Origin of the sequence: Streptomyces sp. NBC_00234 (assembly GCF_036195325.1) — a bacterium.
GTDB lineage: Bacteria > Actinomycetota > Actinomycetes > Streptomycetales > Streptomycetaceae > Streptomyces.
Genome location: NZ_CP108101.1, coordinates 1,207,179 through 1,221,849, shown reverse-complemented (window position 1 = coordinate 1,221,849; position 14,671 = coordinate 1,207,179). Strand labels below are relative to the sequence as shown.

15 protein-coding genes are annotated in these 14,671 nt (G+C 71.4%); 7 read left to right on the top strand and 8 right to left on the bottom strand.

Annotation, left to right across the window (positions count from 1 at the left end; translation table 11 throughout):
* Positions 1–211: 211 nt before the first annotated feature.
* Positions 212–1,717: a glutamate-cysteine ligase family protein gene (locus OG230_RS05165; protein WP_328908942.1), complete on the top strand. Its 1,506-nt coding sequence runs from the start codon at positions 212–214 to the stop codon at positions 1,715–1,717.
* A gap of 29 nt (positions 1,718–1,746) precedes the next feature.
* Here OG230_RS05165 and OG230_RS05160 read toward each other — a convergent pair whose 3' ends face one another.
* On the bottom strand, positions 1,747–3,534 hold the full coding sequence (locus OG230_RS05160; RefSeq protein ID WP_328908941.1) for a substrate-binding and VWA domain-containing protein: 1,788 nt from the start codon (positions 3,532–3,534) through the stop codon (positions 1,747–1,749).
* Positions 3,535–3,718: 184 nt separating this feature from the next.
* Here OG230_RS05160 and OG230_RS05155 point away from each other — a divergent pair, with 184 nt between their 5' ends.
* On the top strand, positions 3,719–4,498 hold the full coding sequence (locus OG230_RS05155) for a CPBP family intramembrane glutamic endopeptidase (protein WP_328908940.1): 780 nt from the start codon (positions 3,719–3,721) through the stop codon (positions 4,496–4,498).
* Positions 4,499–4,550: 52 nt separating this feature from the next.
* On the opposite strand, the gene OG230_RS05150 is transcribed toward OG230_RS05155, so the two are convergent.
* Together OG230_RS05150 and OG230_RS05145 are read right to left on the bottom strand one after the other, a co-directional pair.
* Complete coding sequence (locus tag OG230_RS05150; RefSeq protein WP_328908939.1) at positions 4,551–5,372, bottom strand: PhzF family phenazine biosynthesis protein; 822 nt, start codon at positions 5,370–5,372, stop codon at positions 4,551–4,553.
* 192 nt (positions 5,373–5,564) lie between these two features.
* Positions 5,565–6,326 (bottom strand): hypothetical protein, encoded by a 762-nt coding sequence (locus OG230_RS05145; protein ID WP_328908938.1) that lies wholly within the window; start codon positions 6,324–6,326, stop codon positions 5,565–5,567.
* Positions 6,327–6,521: 195 nt separating this feature from the next.
* On the opposite strand from OG230_RS05145, the gene OG230_RS05140 reads away from it, so the two are divergent.
* A complete protein-coding gene (locus OG230_RS05140) occupies positions 6,522–7,127 on the top strand; it encodes a PadR family transcriptional regulator (protein ID WP_328908937.1) in 606 nt (201 codons plus the stop codon).
* 100 nt (positions 7,128–7,227) lie between these two features.
* On the opposite strand, the gene OG230_RS05135 is transcribed toward OG230_RS05140, so the two are convergent.
* The gene (locus OG230_RS05135; protein ID WP_328908936.1) at positions 7,228–7,659 is read right to left on the bottom strand and encodes a type II toxin-antitoxin system Rv0910 family toxin; all 432 of its coding nucleotides are present in this window, start codon (positions 7,657–7,659) and stop codon (positions 7,228–7,230) included.
* A 79-nt stretch (positions 7,660–7,738) separates the two neighbouring features.
* Complete coding sequence (locus tag OG230_RS05130; RefSeq protein WP_328908935.1) at positions 7,739–7,933, bottom strand: hypothetical protein; 195 nt, start codon at positions 7,931–7,933, stop codon at positions 7,739–7,741.
* A gap of 247 nt (positions 7,934–8,180) precedes the next feature.
* Here OG230_RS05130 and OG230_RS05125 point away from each other — a divergent pair, with 247 nt between their 5' ends.
* Positions 8,181–8,723 carry a Clp protease N-terminal domain-containing protein gene (locus OG230_RS05125; RefSeq protein WP_328908934.1) on the top strand — a complete coding sequence of 181 codons (543 nt, stop codon included), beginning with the start codon at positions 8,181–8,183 and terminating at the stop codon, positions 8,721–8,723.
* Positions 8,724–8,772: 49 nt separating this feature from the next.
* A complete protein-coding gene (locus OG230_RS05120; RefSeq protein WP_328908933.1) occupies positions 8,773–9,795 on the top strand; it encodes an EamA family transporter in 1,023 nt (340 codons plus the stop codon).
* A gap of 266 nt (positions 9,796–10,061) precedes the next feature.
* On the opposite strand, the gene OG230_RS05115 is transcribed toward OG230_RS05120, so the two are convergent.
* A complete protein-coding gene (locus tag OG230_RS05115; protein WP_328908932.1) occupies positions 10,062–10,772 on the bottom strand; it encodes a pyridoxamine 5'-phosphate oxidase family protein in 711 nt (236 codons plus the stop codon).
* Positions 10,773–10,807: 35 nt separating this feature from the next.
* Here OG230_RS05115 and OG230_RS05110 point away from each other — a divergent pair, with 35 nt between their 5' ends.
* Positions 10,808–12,139, top strand: coding sequence for an aminotransferase class I/II-fold pyridoxal phosphate-dependent enzyme (locus OG230_RS05110; RefSeq protein WP_328908931.1), 1,332 nt, complete (start codon positions 10,808–10,810; stop codon positions 12,137–12,139).
* Here OG230_RS05110 and OG230_RS05105 read toward each other — a convergent pair.
* Complete coding sequence (locus OG230_RS05105; protein WP_328908930.1) at positions 12,126–13,157, bottom strand: DMT family transporter; 1,032 nt, start codon at positions 13,155–13,157, stop codon at positions 12,126–12,128. The two genes, OG230_RS05110 and OG230_RS05105, sit on opposite strands and share 14 nt — an antisense overlap.
* Positions 13,158–13,231: 74 nt before the next feature.
* On the opposite strand from OG230_RS05105, the gene OG230_RS05100 reads away from it, so the two are divergent.
* On the top strand, positions 13,232–14,161 hold the full coding sequence (locus OG230_RS05100; RefSeq protein WP_328908929.1) for a LysR family transcriptional regulator: 930 nt from the start codon (positions 13,232–13,234) through the stop codon (positions 14,159–14,161).
* A 9-nt stretch (positions 14,162–14,170) separates the two neighbouring features.
* Here the strand turns inward: OG230_RS05100 and OG230_RS05095 are convergent, their stop codons facing one another.
* Positions 14,171–14,641 carry a pyridoxamine 5'-phosphate oxidase family protein gene (locus OG230_RS05095; protein WP_328908928.1) on the bottom strand — a complete coding sequence of 157 codons (471 nt, stop codon included), beginning with the start codon at positions 14,639–14,641 and terminating at the stop codon, positions 14,171–14,173.
* Positions 14,642–14,671 lie beyond the last annotated feature (30 nt).

Here is a 14,671-nt window from a genome sequence, read left to right as displayed (position 1 = left end):
GTAGGCTGAAACTCGACGGCGCATTACCCGCGCATCCGGAAGAGGAATGTGCACCCGCGCCTTGCCGATGGAATGTGCCCCCGGCCTCCTTCATCAGACTATCGTCTGGACGGGGTCCGTGAGGGCGTTATCGATCACCTCGTCTGGGCATTATCGATCGTGATACGAACGGCCTGGTCCGCAGGCCGGTCAACCTAGGAAGGACGCTGCGATGGGGGAGAAGGTCGTGGCGGGCGCCTTTGACCTGTCCGATCGGCAGGCGTACCGCGACAAGCTCAACCAGTGCCTGGAGGGGCTGGGGAGGCTGCTGTCCGAGCGGAGGTTCGAGCGCCCCAGGAATCTCATGGGGCTGGAGATAGAGCTGAATCTCGCAGGTGCGGACGGTATGCCGCGGATGATGAATGCCGAGGTGCTCCAGCGCATCGCGAGCAAGGATTTCCAGACCGAACTAGGGATGTTCAATCTCGAAGTAAACATCGTTCCGCACCGTCTGAGCGGCCGTGTTTTCGATCAGCTCGCCGAGGAGCTGAGGACCGGCCTCGCCTATGCCCACCGGAAGGCCGGTGAGGTCGACGCGGGCATCCTGATGATCGGAATCCTGCCGACCTTGGGGCGGGAGGACGTGGTCTCGGCGAATCTCTCGCAGGTCGACCGCTACACCCTGCTCAACGACCAAATGGCGGCGGCGCGCGGCGAGGATTTCGCTCTCGATATCGAGGGCGTCGAACGGCTCGTCTTCACCTCTCCGTCCATCGCTCCCGAATCGGCCTGCACCTCGGTCCAGTTGCACCTTCAGGTGACGCCGGACCGCTTCGCCGACGTGTGGAACGCGGCGCAGGCCATCGCCCCCGTGCAGATCGCACTCGGGGCCAACGCCCCCTTCCTGTTCGGCAAGGAGCTGTGGCGGGAGTCCAGGCCGCCGCTGTTCCAGCAGGCCACGGACGTCCGGCCGCCGGAGTTCCGCAATCAGGGCGTGCGCCCGAGGACCTGGTTCGGGGAGCGCTGGATCAGCTCCGCGTACGAACTCTTCGAGGAGAACCTGCGCTACTTCCCGCCGCTGCTGCCCATCTGCGACGACGAGGACCCGCTGCGCGTGCTCGACGAGGGCGGAGTGCCGCAACTGGCGGAGCTCGTTCTGCACAACGGGACGGTCTACCGGTGGAACCGTCCGGTCTACGGTCTGGCGGGCGGTGTTCCGCACCTGCGGGTCGAGAACCGGGTCCTGCCCGCCGGCCCCACCGTGACCGACGTGATCGCGAACGCGGCCTTCTACTACGGCCTCGTGCGCGCGCTGGCAGAGGAGCCGCGGCCCGTCTGGAGCAGGCTGCCGTTCGCCGCAGCCGCCGAGAACTTCGACACCGCCTGCCGGTACGGCATCGACGCCGAGCTGCTCTGGCCGCGCCCCGGCCGCTCGGGCGGCGTGACCAAGGTGCCCGCGGTCAAGCTCGTACGCGACGAACTGCTGCCCCTGGCCGCCGCCGGGCTCGATGCCTGGAACATCGAGCCCGCGGACCGCGATCTCTACCTCGGTGTCATCGAGGAGCGGTGCAAGCGGCGGATGAACGGTGCCTCCTGGCAGGTCGACACCTACCACCGGGCCCTGGAGGCGGGTCTCGAACGGGACGCGGCCCTGGCCGCCACCACCCGGCGTTACGGCGAACTGATGCAGGCGGGTGAGCCCGTGCACACCTGGCCCGTGGGATTCCCGGCGCCCTGAGCGACGAGGGTGCCGGGACGCGCCGCGGGCTACTCGCCCGCGGCGTGGCCGCTCTGTCCGGCCGTCATGATCGCCTGGAGGATGACGGCCTGGATCTCGGCCGGGTCGGTGACCTGGTAGCCGCCGCCCCCGGTCACCTCCGCGATGTCGGCCACCTCCTCGCGATCGGCGTCCGGACCGACGGCGATGGCGAGGATCGGCACGGGGCGCGCCGGGTCCGTGAGCGTCTTGAGCTGGTCGATCAGCGCGCTGCGGGAGATGCTCCGGGGGTCCTGGTTGGAGCCGTCCGTCAAGATCACCAGGGCGTTGAACTTGCCCTTCACGTACGTCGACAGTGCCTCCTTGTACGAGGCCAGTGTCGTGTCGTAGAGGCCCGTGGCGCCGTTCGGTACGGGCTGGAGCGCGGCGAACGCGGCGGCGAGCGCCTCCCGGTGGGTGGCCCCGCCCTTCGCCGTGTCGCCGAGCCGGCGGGTGGGCATCAGCTTGCGGTAGTCCTTGGAGCCGTCGAGCGTCGTCGCGAACTCCCAGAGCCCGATCTCGTCGTTGGGCGTGAACTGGCTGAGCGCCTGGATCAGGGACGCCTTGGTGACGTCCATCCGTGACTGGCCGCGGCCCGGCACGAGGGTGGCCATGGAACCGGAGGCGTCGACGACCGTGGTGAGCCGTGCGCTCTGCACGGTGATCGTCCACATGCCGAGCGTCTCCTGGAGCGCCGCCGCGGACGGCGGGGCGGCGGCCGAGGTGGCGTACGGCTGGGGCTTCCTGCCGCCCGCCGAGGCGACGACCGACGTGCCCGCGGTGCCGTCGGCGGTACGAAACCCCCGCTTCGCCAGCGTGCGCTGGGAGCTCTCGCTCCTGAGCAGGGTCATGAACCGCAGGGCGGCCCGGCTCTCGTTGGTGGTCAGTTCCGGTTCGTTGACCAGCGCGTACGGATAGTTGAGCAGCGGGGTGCCGTCCTTCGGGTAGAAGAGGTCGAGCTTCCCGCCGCCGGTCGAGTCGGCGTTGTGCGTGAAGGCCGCCTGCTCCGAGAGCAGCACCGCCTGGTTCCGTCTGGGGTTGCCCTCCTCGGCTCCCGAGCTGTCCTGGGCCAGGGTCTCCAGCACATGGGCGTCGCTGTCGGACATCCGCTGCGCCAGGACCTTCGCGGTCTCGGCGACCCGGGTGTCGCTGTCCCCGCCCTGCTCGTCGGAGGACGCGCCGATGCTGGCGAGCGCCAGCAGCCCGGTGGCGCTGCGGGCGGGGTCGGCGGCGCCGAGACGCACCTTGTCCGACTGCATGGCCGAGGCCACCAACTCGGCCCAGGAGTACGTCTTCCTGGGCCAGCCGAGCGTCCGGGACGCGGACGGCACCATGGCGAGGGCCACCGGGGAGGAGGCCACGGAGTCGCCCGGCGCGACCGGGATGCCGTCGCCGTTGCCCATCGCCCGGTCCAGCCAGAGGTCCGAGTCCGGCAGCCAGACCTCGTAGTCGGGGGCCTTGTCACCTCTGGCCAGTGCGTCCGCGACCTTGTAGGAGTCGCGGGCCGCCACCTCGACGTACAGGCAGTGGCCGTCCGATCTCACCTCGTCCGCGCGCGCCTGGTCGGCGACGGCGCGCACGGCGGGGGCTATGTCGGGGGAGGCGGCCACGGACAGCCGCACCGCCGAGTCCTCACAGGACTCGGAGAACGACAGCAGACCGCCCTGCGCGGCGACCGCCGTTCCCGCCGCCACTGCGAGCACGAGCATGGTGGCGATGGCGACGGTGCGGCGGCGCCGGGGAGGGGCGTCCCCGGCGCCCTCCGCCGTATAGCCGTCGGGCAAGCTGTGACGTCCCATGTCGGTGGTGCCCCTCCTTGAGGATGAACAAGGAAAAGGGGGACCACACCATCACCAATGGTGGTCGTCCCCCGGCCGGTCGAGCATGATCTTCGTACCTGCATTCGAGACCCTAGCGGGACGGTGGGCGGGATGAGATGCGAATGCACAACTAAAGGCAGGTGTACAGGTGGAGGCGGGGCGCGTGGCTGATATTTATCCCCAAGAGGCCGTACCGCGAAGGATCTTGCGGTCCGAAACGGTGCTGGTCCTGGCTCTCTCGCTCGGGGCCAGCGGGGTGTCTGCCCTCATCAGTTTCGTCGGGTCGCTGACGAAGCCGGGGGGACTGAAGGACCAGGCGGCCACGCTGAACGGTTCGTACGCGCCGGGGCGGCCCTGGCTGGATCTCGCCTGGCAACTGTTCGGTATCGCATCGGCTCTGGTCCCGGTCGCCCTCGTGGCCCACTTCCTGATCAGGGAGGGCGCGAGCCTCCGGGTGATCGGTTTCGACCGCACCAGGCCCGGGTCCGACCTCGGCCGCGGCACCCTGGTCGCCGCCGGCATCGGCAGCGCCGGGCTCGCCTTCTATCTCGTGGCGCGGGCCACCGGGTTCAACCTGACGGTGGTGCCGGAGTCGCTGCCGGACGTGTGGTGGAAGTTCCCCGTACTGATTCTCTCCGCGCTCCAGAACTCCGTACTGGAGGAGGTGATCGTCGTCGGCTATCTGCTCCGCAGGCTGGGGCAGTTGGGCTGGACGCCGATGGCCGCCCTGGTGGCCAGTTCGGTGCTCCGCGGCTCCTATCACCTGTATCAGGGCATCGGCGGTTTCATCGGGAACCTGGTGATGGGTGTGGTTTTCGTGCTGCTGTACCGGCGTTGGGGGCGCGTCGGACCGCTGGTCGTCGCGCATGCGCTGCTCGATATCGGCGCGTTCGTCGGCTACGCGCTGCTCGCCGGGACGGTGGACTGGCTGCCCACGCCGTGAGCGGCGGGCCGACGACGGGGCGTACGGAGTTCTCGTACGCCCCGTCGGGCTGTCAGGGCGCGGTGAGCAGTTCGCCGTCGATGACAGTGACGGCGTGGCCGGTCAGCAGGGTGCGCTCGCCGCGCAGCGACGTACGGACGAGGCCGGACCTGGCCGAGCACTGCAGGCCGGTGAGCTCGTCCCGGCCCAGGCGCGCCGACCAGAACGGCGCGAGGGCCGTGTGCGCGCTGCCGGTCACCGGGTCCTCGTCGATGCCGACCCGGGGGAAGAACCCGCGCGAGACGAAGTCGTAGCCGCGCGAGGGGTCCCCGGCCGGGGCGGTGGCGATGATCCCGCGCCGCGAACAGGCGACGAGCCCGGGGAAGTCCGGCGTCAGCGCGCGTACCGCTGCCTCGTCCGCGAGCTCGACCAGCAGGTCGCCGATGTGCTCCCCGGTGTCGAGGACGGTGAGGGGCTCCGCGCCGAGGGCCTCCGCCAGTCCGGGCGGGGCGGTGGCGGGGGTCAGCGGGGCCGTCGGGAAGTCGAGGGTCAGCGTGCCGTCCCGGTGGGCGGTGGCCGTGAGGACTCCGCAGCGCGCCGCGAAGCGCACCTCGCCGCTCGCGATCCCCGTGGTGTGCAGGACGTGCGCCGTGGCGAGGGTGGCGTGCCCGCACATGTCGACCTCGGTGACCGGGGTGAACCAGCGCAGTGCCCAGTCGGCCTCCCCGCCCGGCGGCAGGGGGTGGGCGAACGCGGTCTCGGCGAGGTTGACCTCGGCTGCGACCTGCTGGAGCCAGGTGTCGTCCGGGAAGCCCTCGGAGTCCAGGAGCAGGACCCCGGCGGGGTTGCCGGCGAAGGGGCGGTCGGTGAACGCGTCGACGATACGAATCCTCATGACGCGACGGTAGAGCCGCCGGGGATCCGCGGGCCAAGGCCAATCCGCGGCGACTGGACCGCAAGCGGGGTGGGGGCGGGCAGCCGGACCGGGCGATTGCTGTCCTGTCTCAACGAAGTCGGTCGTCCGCATGCCACTGAACCGCGGGCACTGGCGCCATGACTGCCGGCGGGTGTCAGGGTCCGGGCAGTTCTATGAAGTGCGCTCGCGGAAGTCTCCACGCATGGAATGTGCACGCTCGGAGACGTGTCGTGCCTGCTCGGCGGAGAGGCGTCGCGCCTCCCACAGCAGCGCTGCGGTGTCCACCGCCGCCCGGGTCGGAGGCGGTGGTACGTCATGCAGAGTGACGCCCGTCAGCGCGGCCAGGTCGAGGGCGTCGATCCCCAGCAGGGCGGAGAAGTCCGTCACCAGGCGCGGGGTCAGCTCCTTGCGATCGGAGCCGATCGCACCGTACGTGGCTGCCGACAGGTAGGTGGGCGTCACGAACGCAAGCGTCATCGCCATTCCCGACCAGTTCAGGTTGCGGTGCTGGAGCATGCGGATGACCCGAGCGCCCGGACCGCCCGGGAGGGGCATGAGCGGTTTCGGGGCGAAGCCGGCACGCCGTTCCTCCTGCGGCAGTGAGCGGATCAGCTGCCGGAGTTCACGGCGTCCCGCTGAGGGGAGACGCACCGCATCCGTCACCGCGTCCTTCACCCATGTCGCGGCAGCGGTGTCCAGCGGCGCCATGTCGTCCGGGACCGCCAGCCCCGCGAGGATGAACAGATCGACGGCGTGGAATCCCAGTGCCGGCGCAAGCCGTCGGAGCAGTTCCTCGCCGGGGCTATCGCCTGCAAGCACTGAGCGGACCGCGTCCGCGTCCAGCTCGGCGCGGTCGGCCAATTCCTGCGCGCCGAGCTCTCTGTGGTCCAGCAGCCACGCCAGCATCGCGCCGAACCCGGGGTGCTCCGTCATGCCCACAAGCTAGCCAGCAGCGCGAGTGGGAAACAGCCGTCGCAGATGAGAGCACGGGCCGCTGGGGACTCTGTCGCCGGCACGCCACGGCGCACCAGGACGGACAGTCGCCCACGGAGAAGGGCATTGCCAAGCGACACGTACCGATATATCGTTGAGGCATCGCGACAGATCAACGATGGAAGGAGCGTAGCGATGCGTTCACATGGACAGGGCAATGAGCACGGACATGGGCACTGCGGGCCCGGTCATCGCGGTCAGGGCGACTTCGAGGGGAGGCGGGCAGCCTTCGGGCCGTTCGGTCCGCCCTTCGGTGGGGGGCCTTTCGGTGGCGGGCGCGGTCGGGGCGGCGGCAGGGGGAGGGCGCGGCGCGGTGATGTGCGCGCGTCGATCCTCACGCTGCTCAAGGACCGGCCGATGCACGGCTACGAGATGATCCAGGAGATCGGAGAGCGGAGCGGTGGGGCCTGGCGGCCCAGCCCGGGTTCCGTCTATCCGACCCTCCAGCTGCTGGAGGACGAGGGTCTGATCGTCAGCGAGACCGAGGGCGGCAAGAAGCTGTTCACGCTCACCGAGGCCGGGCGCACCGAGGCCGAGTCGGGCCCCGACGCGCCGTGGGAAGAGGCCGGACGCGGTATCGACTGGGAGAGCGTCAATGAGATCCGCCAGGCCGGCTTCGGTCTGATGGAGGCGTACGGCCAGGTCTGGAAGACCGGGTCCGCCGAGCAGCGGCAGAAGGCACTCGCCGTCATCAACGACGCCCGTAAGAAGCTCTATCTGATTCTGGCCGACGAGGGCTGACCCCGTCGTGCGGGAGTCGACTGCGAAGGGCCCCGCGGCCGGTAGCCGCGGGGCCCTTCCGGCGTCGTGGGCCGACTGTGGAGCTGTCGTGCGCGGGCGGTCAGGCGGCGACCAGGCCGCCCAGCTTGCGCAGTGATTCGTGCAGGGCGGACGTGGCCGAATCCTTGAGCTTGCCGGCCATCAGGGAGACCGCCGCGCCGGTGAACTCCCCGTCGATCCGCACCGTGGTGGCGTCCCCGTCCGGGGTCAGGGCGTAGCGCATGGTCAGGTTGACGCCCATCGGCCCCTTGCCCGTGGTCGTCAGCAGCCGCCCCGCCTCCAGCTCCGAGACCGTCCATGTCACCTCGGCCGGGAAGCCCATCAGTTTCATGTTCTCCTCGTAGGTGGCCGCGAGCTCAAGGGAGTCCGGACCGCCCTTCGGGAAGCTGGTGTGGGTGGCGTTCCACTCGCCGTACGCCGAGAAGTCCGTCAGCTGCGCCCAGACCTTCTCGGCCGGTGCTTCGATGCGTGCCTCCGCGCTGACTTCGGCCATGCGACCACCCCTTGCTCGTCGGGTTACGGTGTCGCGGAACGTAGCGGCAGCGGCAAGAACATTCAATACTGATGACCTGTCAGATCTGCTGGGTCTGGCGGCTGCGCCAGATCGCGGCGGAGTCGAACCAGTCGGACGCGCGGGGGTGCGGGCCCTCGTCGTGGCAGTGGAACGCCGCCCAGAAGAGGTCGGCGGGCAGTGCGTCGTCCGGTGCGTAGACCCGGTAGACGTACTGTCGGCCGTCGACCGCCAGCAGTGCGACCATCCAGAACATGCTGCCCGCCCTCCCTCCGGCGCCGTCATCGGGCTGTGGCCTGAGGGACGTGCGCACCGTGGCCCGCGGTTGCTCCGGGAGCGCGTGGCAAGGCGGCGCGCGCCGTTTCTCCTGATCGGCACCGTGCGGCTGCCGGATCTCATCCAGAAGGATGAGGAACCGAGCTGGTGTGCCCAACTTGGGTGGGATGTGCGAATGGGCCCCTCCGGGGATGTCTTCAGGCCACGGGACTGATGGGGTGAGAGGTGTGCAAAACCGGACGCCGCGGATACCCGAACAGCCCGCACCGAACCGTGCCGAGCTCGATTCCCGATTCACTGTGGAACTGGCTTCGGTGGTGACCGGCGCGCGCAGGCGGGCCCTGCGCGACGGTGACCGCCACATCGACACCGCCCACCTGCTGCACTCGCTCATCGAGTCGGACCCCGAGGTCCGTGCGGCCTTCGACGGCGGTCCGCAGCTCGCGAAGGTGCTCGGCTACCTCGTGCAGCGCAGCATCGGATACGGGCTCCGCTGGCAGGGGGCGGTCGAGAACTCGGGTGCGGTGTCCCAGGTGCGCGAGGCGGAGGCGGACGGCTGGTCCCCCTCGGCCGTGGCCGGCATGGAAGAGGCGCGGGTGCGTGCGGAGCGGCGTGGGGAGAGCCGCGCCGGTGGTCTGGATCTGCTCGCCGCGCTCGCCGCGGACCGCGAGTGCCGTGCGGTGGAGGTGCTCGACCGGGCAGGCGTCGACGTCGCCTGGCTGGCGGACCGTACGGCCGACCGCATAGCGGAGGCGTCCGGCCGGGCATGACAGTCGTGACAGGGGTGACGGTACTGATGGCACCTGTCATGATGTGCCGATGTACGCGTCTCAGGGGAGAAGCGCCGGCCTGGGACTAGCCCTGGCCTCGGCGTTCGCATTCGGTGGTTCGGGAGTGGCGGCCAAGCCGCTGATCGAGGCGGGGCTCGACCCGCTGCACGTGGTGTGGCTACGGGTGGCGGGAGCCGCTCTCGTCATGCTGCCGGTTGCCTGGCGCCACCGGAATCTGGTCCGTGAACGGCCCGCCCTGCTGGCAGGTTTCGGGCTGCTCGCCGTCGCGGGTGTGCAGGCGTGCTACTTCGCCGCCATCTCCCGCATCCCCGTCGGTGTGGCCCTCCTCGTCGAGTATCTGGCGCCCGCGCTCGTGCTCGGCTGGGTGCGGTTCGTGCAGCGCAGGCCGGTCACCCGGGCCGCGGCCGTCGGCGTCGTTCTCGCGGTCGGCGGACTCGCCTGCGTCGTCGAGGTCTGGTCGGGGCTGAGCTTCGACGTCGTCGGGCTGCTCCTCGCGCTCGGCGCCGCCTGCTGTCAGGTCGGCTACTTCGTCCTCTCCGACCAGGGCGGCCAGGACGCCGAAGGCGGAAAGCACGCCGAACCTCCGCATCCGGTCGGCGTGATCGCGTACGGACTCCTCATCGGCGCCGCGGTCCTCACCGTGGTCGCCCGGCCGTGGGGCATGGACTGGGCACTTCTCGGGGGCACCGCCGACATGAACGGGACGGACGTCCCCGCGTGGCTGCTGCTCGTCTGGATCGTGCTGCTCGCGACCGTCGTCGCCTACGTCACCGGGGTCATCTCGGTGCGGCTGCTCTCCCCGCAGGTGGCGGGCGTGGTGGCCTGTCTGGAGGCGGTCCTCGCGACCGTGCTCGCCTGGGTGCTGCTCGGCGAGCACCTGTCGCCGCCTCAGCTCATCGGCGGCAGCCTGGTGCTGATCGGCGCGTTCATCGCCCAGTCCTCGGCGCCGAAGCCGCCTTCCGGACCGGTGGCCTCCGGGGCCGGCGCCCCGGGCACGGAGGATGCCGGGGAAGCCCAGGGGCAGGTGCCCGCCGGACACCCGCTGGCCTGAGGGTCAAGCATCCGACGGTGCTTGCGCCGCCTGCCGTCCAGCGCGGGCGGCGACTCAGGACGAGGACCGGGCTCGGGCAGTCCCCGGGCGGATCGTCGCTGCCCGCATACGGAGCTCGTCGCGGTGGTCGGTCTCGCCGCCGCCGAGGCGCGCCGGGCGGCCGTCGCGCGCCGGGAGGCGGTGCTCGTCCGACTCGGCGCCTGCCCGGTGGCGGTGCGGCTGTGTGACGGGCCGGCTCCGTGGCGGGCCCGCCACGCGAACGCCGTTCAGAGGGACGTCAGATACTCCGGGACCGCGATCGCCGGGTCCAGGTCGTCGGCCGGGACCGGAGCGGCGTGGCCGCGGGTGAGCGGGACGACGCCCGCCCAGTAGGGGAGCGAGACGTCCTCGGGATCGTCGTTCGGGCCGCCGGTGCGGACCTTGGCGGAGACCTCGTCGAGGTCCAGGCGGATCACCGCGGTCGCGGCGAGCTCCTTCGCGTCCGCGGGCCGCGAGTCCTGCGACCGGCCGGGCACGACCTGGTCGACGATGGCGTCGAGCGCTATCCGGCGCTCCTCGGGGTCGGTGACCGTACGGGCCGTGCCGTGGACGACCACCGAGCGGTAGTTCATCGAGTGGTGGAAGGCGGAGCGTGCCAGGACCAGGCCGTCGACATGCGTGACCGTGAGGCAGACCGGGAGGCCCGGGTCCGTCCTGCCCGCCGCCAGCAGCGGCCGGGAACCCGTCGAACCGTGCACGTAGAGCCGCTCGCCCACCCGGCCGAAGAGGGTCGGCAGGACGACCGGCGCCCCGTCCCGTACGAAGCCGAGGTGGCAGAGGTAGGCCGCGTCGAGAACCGAGTGGACCAGCTCGCGGTCGTAGGTGGCGCGTTCGCGGCCCCTGCTCGGGACCGTCCGGTCCGTCGGCTCGTAGGCGGCGGCGACGCGCGGGCCCGCGCCGTCGGGCGTGATCGTGTCCGGCTCGGCGGTGTCCGACATTGCGTACTCCATTGCACTAGTGCATAATGATGTTTGTGCTAGGAGACTATCCGATCAGTGGGCGGCGTGCATCCGAGATTGCCGAGAGCGTGGAGCGGGCGGTCGGGTCGGGTGAGCTCGCGCCCGGGCATGTCCTGCCCCCCATGCGTGAGTTGGCGGCCCGGCTGGGCGTCAACCCGAATACGGTGGCGGCTGCCTACCGAACGCTGCGCGAGCGCGGGGTGATCGAGACCGCCGGGCGCCGGGGCAGCCGGGTCCGGCCCCGCCCGGCGAGCACCGCGCGCGGCTCCCTGCGAGTCGAAGTGCCCCCTGGCGTCAGGGACTTGGGGGAGGGGAACCCGGATCCGGACCTGCTGCCGGATCTCGGCGCCGCGCTGGCCTCGGCCGCGCGCGCGAACACGGCGCGGCCCGGGCTGTACGGGGACGAGCCGGTGCTTCCGGAGCTGGCCGCGCTCGCCCGGGCCGCGATGGACGCCGACGGGGTGTCCGCAGGGCCCGTGGTCGTGACGTCCGGGTCGCTCGACGCGATCGAGCGCGTCCTGTCGGCGCATCTGAAGCCGGGCGACGCGGTCGCGGTGGAGGACCCCGGATGGGGCGCCCTGCTCGATCTCGTACCGGCACTGGGCCTGCACGCCGTTCCCGTCGGCGTGGACGACGAAGGGCCGCGCACCGCGGATGTGGAGCAGGCGCTGCGGGCGGGCGCGCGAGCGCTGGTGGTCACCGACCGTGCGCAGAACCCCACGGGCGCGGCGGTCGGCGCCGGCCGGGCGCGCGAACTGCGGGCGGTGCTCGCCGCCCATCCCGGAGTCCTGCTGATCGAGGACGACCACGGGCACGCCATCGTCGACCTCCCGCTGCATCCGCTGACGGGGGTCACGGACCGCTGGGCGTTCGTGCGGTCCGTCGCGAAGGCGTACGGGCCGGATCTGCGGCTCGCCGTGCTGACCGGGGACGCGGTCACGGTGGACCGGGTGGCCGGGCGGCAGCAGCTGGGGCCCGGCTGGGTCAGCACACTGCTGCAGCAGGCCGTGGTGCACCTGTGGACCTCGAAGGCGGTGGACCCGGCGGCCGTTGCCCGGGCCTACGCGGAGCGGCGGGACGCGCTCGTCCGGGCGCTGGCGGACCGCGGCGTCCCGGCGCACGGCCGGAGCGGGATGAACGTGTGGGTGCCCGTCAGTGACGAGACCGGAGCCGTGACCCGGCTGCTGCGCGCCGGCTGGGCGGTGGCGCCCGGGGCGCGCTTCCGGATGTCCGCCCCGCAAGGGGTGCGGCTCACCGTGTCGGGGCTGACCGCCGCCGACATCGAACCGCTGGCGGACGCGGTCGCCGCGGCGGCGGGCCCGGCCCGGCCGATCAGCTTCGGCTGAGCTGTTCCTTCCGCCGGGGCCGCTTCTTCCCGGGCGGCGTACCGGCCGGGGTGCGGGCGCGGCTCTGGGTGAGGGCCGCCCCGGCAAGGACGATCAGGGCCCCGACCGGAGTGTTCCAGCTCAGCTGTTCGCCGAGCAGGGCCACTCCGGCGGCGGTGGCGATGACCGGGATGAAGTAGGTCACCATCTGCGCGGTCGTCGGGCCGACCTCCTGGACCAGTTCGTACTGGAGGAGCATGGCGAACCCCGTGCCGATCGCCCCCAGAGCCAGCACCGAGAGCGTCGGCAGGAGCGGGAAACCGTCGGGTGCGGCGGTGAAGAAGGGTGTCACCAGGGCGAGTTGGACCGTGCCGACGAGGAGCTGGCTGCCGGTCAGCGCGAGAGCCGACGAACCGGTGTCCGTCAGGGTCCGGCGTACGTAGATCCAGCCGACCGGGTAGCAGAGGGCGGCGAGGAGCGCCATCGCCGTACCGGTGAAGTCCAGCCCGGAGAAGCCCTGCCACGCGCCGAGCACGGTCAGCACACCGATGAAGCCGAGCCCGAGGCCGGCGACGCGGCGGCGGGTCGGGCGGTCCTCGGAGAGCGCGACGAGCGAGAGCGCCATTCCCCACAGCGGTGAGGTGGCGTTGCAGATCCCGGCGAGCGTCGAGGGGATGGTGAGCTCGGCGTAGGCGAACAGCGAGAACGGCAGCGCGTTGAGGAACAGTGCGGCGACGAACAGACGGCCCCAGGTCCCGGCGGAGCGCGGCAGGCGTTCGCGGCGCACCGCCATGGCGACGGCGAGCACCGCCGCACCCGACAGCAGGCGCCCGAAGGCGACCTGGAGCGGGGCGTACCCGTCGGTGCCCACCTTGATGAGCAGGAAGCTGAAACCCCAGATGAGCGCGAGTGCCGCGAAGCGGATGCGCCAGTCCACCGGCCTGCGCCCGGCGGGAGCCGCGGCAAGGGTGGGCGGGGGAGGGGAGCCGGCGGCGGGGGAGGTTCCCGGTACTGCTCGCGGGGCGGAGGGGGCGCTCATGGGCTCAAGGATGACGACCGGAACCACGTAGGACAAGTGAGACTTTCTAGGGGTGTTCGCGTAGCATTTCTTACATGTTGAATCTGGAGCGGCTGCGGACGCTGGACGCCCTCGCGCGGCACGGCTCGGTGAGCGGGGCGGCCGACGGGCTGCACGTCACGACGTCGGCGGTCTCGCAGCAGATGGCCAAACTGGAGCGGGAGGTCGGGCAGCAGCTGCTCGCCAAGAACGGGCGCGGAGTCCGCCTCACCGACGCGGGCCGGCTGCTCGCCGACCACGCGGCCCGGATTCTCTCCCAGGTGGCACTCGCGCAGTCCGACATCGAGGCGCAGCGCGGCCGGGTGGTGGGTGAGGTCCGGATCGCGGCCTTCCCGACCGCGGCCCGCGGACTCTTCCCCGCCGCACTCACGGCGCTGCGTGCGGAGCACCCCGAACTCAAGGTCTGCACAAAGGAACTGGAGCCCGAGGACGGCATCCGTGCGGTGCTCCGCGGCGACAGCGACCTCGCGGTGGTGCTCGACTGGAGCAACAAGCGTCTGCCGGTGCCCGGTGGCCTCGCCAAGGCCGAACTCCTCGACGACGCACCGGACATCGCCATGCCGTCCGGTCATCCGCTCGCGGACCGCGCCGAAGTCGACCTGGAGGACTTCGCCGACGACGAATGGGTGTCCTGGCCCGAGGGCGAATTCTGTTACGAGTGGCTCATGTTCACCCTGCGCTCCAAGGGGATCGAGCCCCGTATCGCGCACCTCGCGGGCGAGCACCACACCCAGCTCGCGCTGATCGCGGCCGGTTTCGGGGTCTGCGTGGCCCCGAGGCTCGGGCGCGGTCCGGTGCCGGACGGGGTGCGGCTGGTGCCCGTACGGCAGCAGATGCGCCGTCACATCCACGCCGTGTGGCGGACCGACGCGGACCGGCGGCCCTCGATCAGGGCGGCGGTCGAGGCGCTGCGCGCGGCGGGCCGGACGCTCGACGCGCCCGCCGTCACCCACCCCGGGGGCTGACGGGCGCCTCTACTGGAGAGCCGCCAGTTTCCGGAAGTCCCAGGAGGTGATGGTGTCGGGTGTGAGGCGCAGCCAGGCATGCCGGCCGTCGTGCGGCATGGTGTCCATGCCGAAGTACTTCGCCGCGAACAACTGCTCGGGCACGTCCAGTTCGGCGCAGCTCTCGCCGGTACGGGGCGCCTCGCCGACGAAGACCGCCGTGCCGGAGAGCTCCACGCCGCGCAGCTCTCCGTACTCCACCCCGTCGTCGACGACCACGGCGATCCGGGGGTCCTGCCGCAGCTGGGACCACCGCAGACTCCGGGTGATCGAGTACAGCCAGAGCGAGGTGCCGTCCCAGACGAACCACAGCGCCCCGATGTGCGGGCGGCCGTCCTCGGCGACGGTGGCCACCCGGCAGGTGCGCAGACCGGCGAGGTAGGAATCCCGCTCGCCGGGATTCATCATGATCCGGCGGCCTCGCCGCTGAGTCGCGGTCATGGGGCGATCCCTCCTGCTGGGCCAATGAAC

Bases quoted from the DNA above. Each gene is read 5' to 3' on its own strand.
- OG230_RS05165 (WP_328908942.1), top strand. From the start codon at position 212: ATGGGGGAGAAGGTCGTGGCGGGCGCCTTTGACCTGTCCGATCGGCAG.
- OG230_RS05150 (WP_328908939.1), bottom strand. From the start codon at position 5,372: ATGAGGATTCGTATCGTCGACGCGTTCACCGACCGCCCCTTCGCCGGC.
- OG230_RS05140 (WP_328908937.1), top strand. From the start codon at position 6,522: ATGCGTTCACATGGACAGGGCAATGAGCACGGACATGGGCACTGCGGG.
- OG230_RS05100 (WP_328908929.1), top strand. From the start codon at position 13,232: ATGTTGAATCTGGAGCGGCTGCGGACGCTGGACGCCCTCGCGCGGCAC.
- OG230_RS05160 (WP_328908941.1), bottom strand. From the start codon at position 3,534: ATGGGACGTCACAGCTTGCCCGACGGCTATACGGCGGAGGGCGCCGGG.
- OG230_RS05135 (WP_328908936.1), bottom strand. From the start codon at position 7,659: ATGGCCGAAGTCAGCGCGGAGGCACGCATCGAAGCACCGGCCGAGAAG.
- OG230_RS05095 (WP_328908928.1), bottom strand. From the start codon at position 14,641: ATGACCGCGACTCAGCGGCGAGGCCGCCGGATCATGATGAATCCCGGC.
- OG230_RS05115 (WP_328908932.1), bottom strand. From the start codon at position 10,772: ATGTCGGACACCGCCGAGCCGGACACGATCACGCCCGACGGCGCGGGC.
- OG230_RS05105 (WP_328908930.1), bottom strand. From the start codon at position 13,157: ATGAGCGCCCCCTCCGCCCCGCGAGCAGTACCGGGAACCTCCCCCGCC.
- OG230_RS05120 (WP_328908933.1), top strand. From the start codon at position 8,773: ATGTACGCGTCTCAGGGGAGAAGCGCCGGCCTGGGACTAGCCCTGGCC.
- OG230_RS05130 (WP_328908935.1), bottom strand. From the start codon at position 7,933: ATGTTCTGGATGGTCGCACTGCTGGCGGTCGACGGCCGACAGTACGTC.
- OG230_RS05145 (WP_328908938.1), bottom strand. From the start codon at position 6,326: ATGACGGAGCACCCCGGGTTCGGCGCGATGCTGGCGTGGCTGCTGGAC.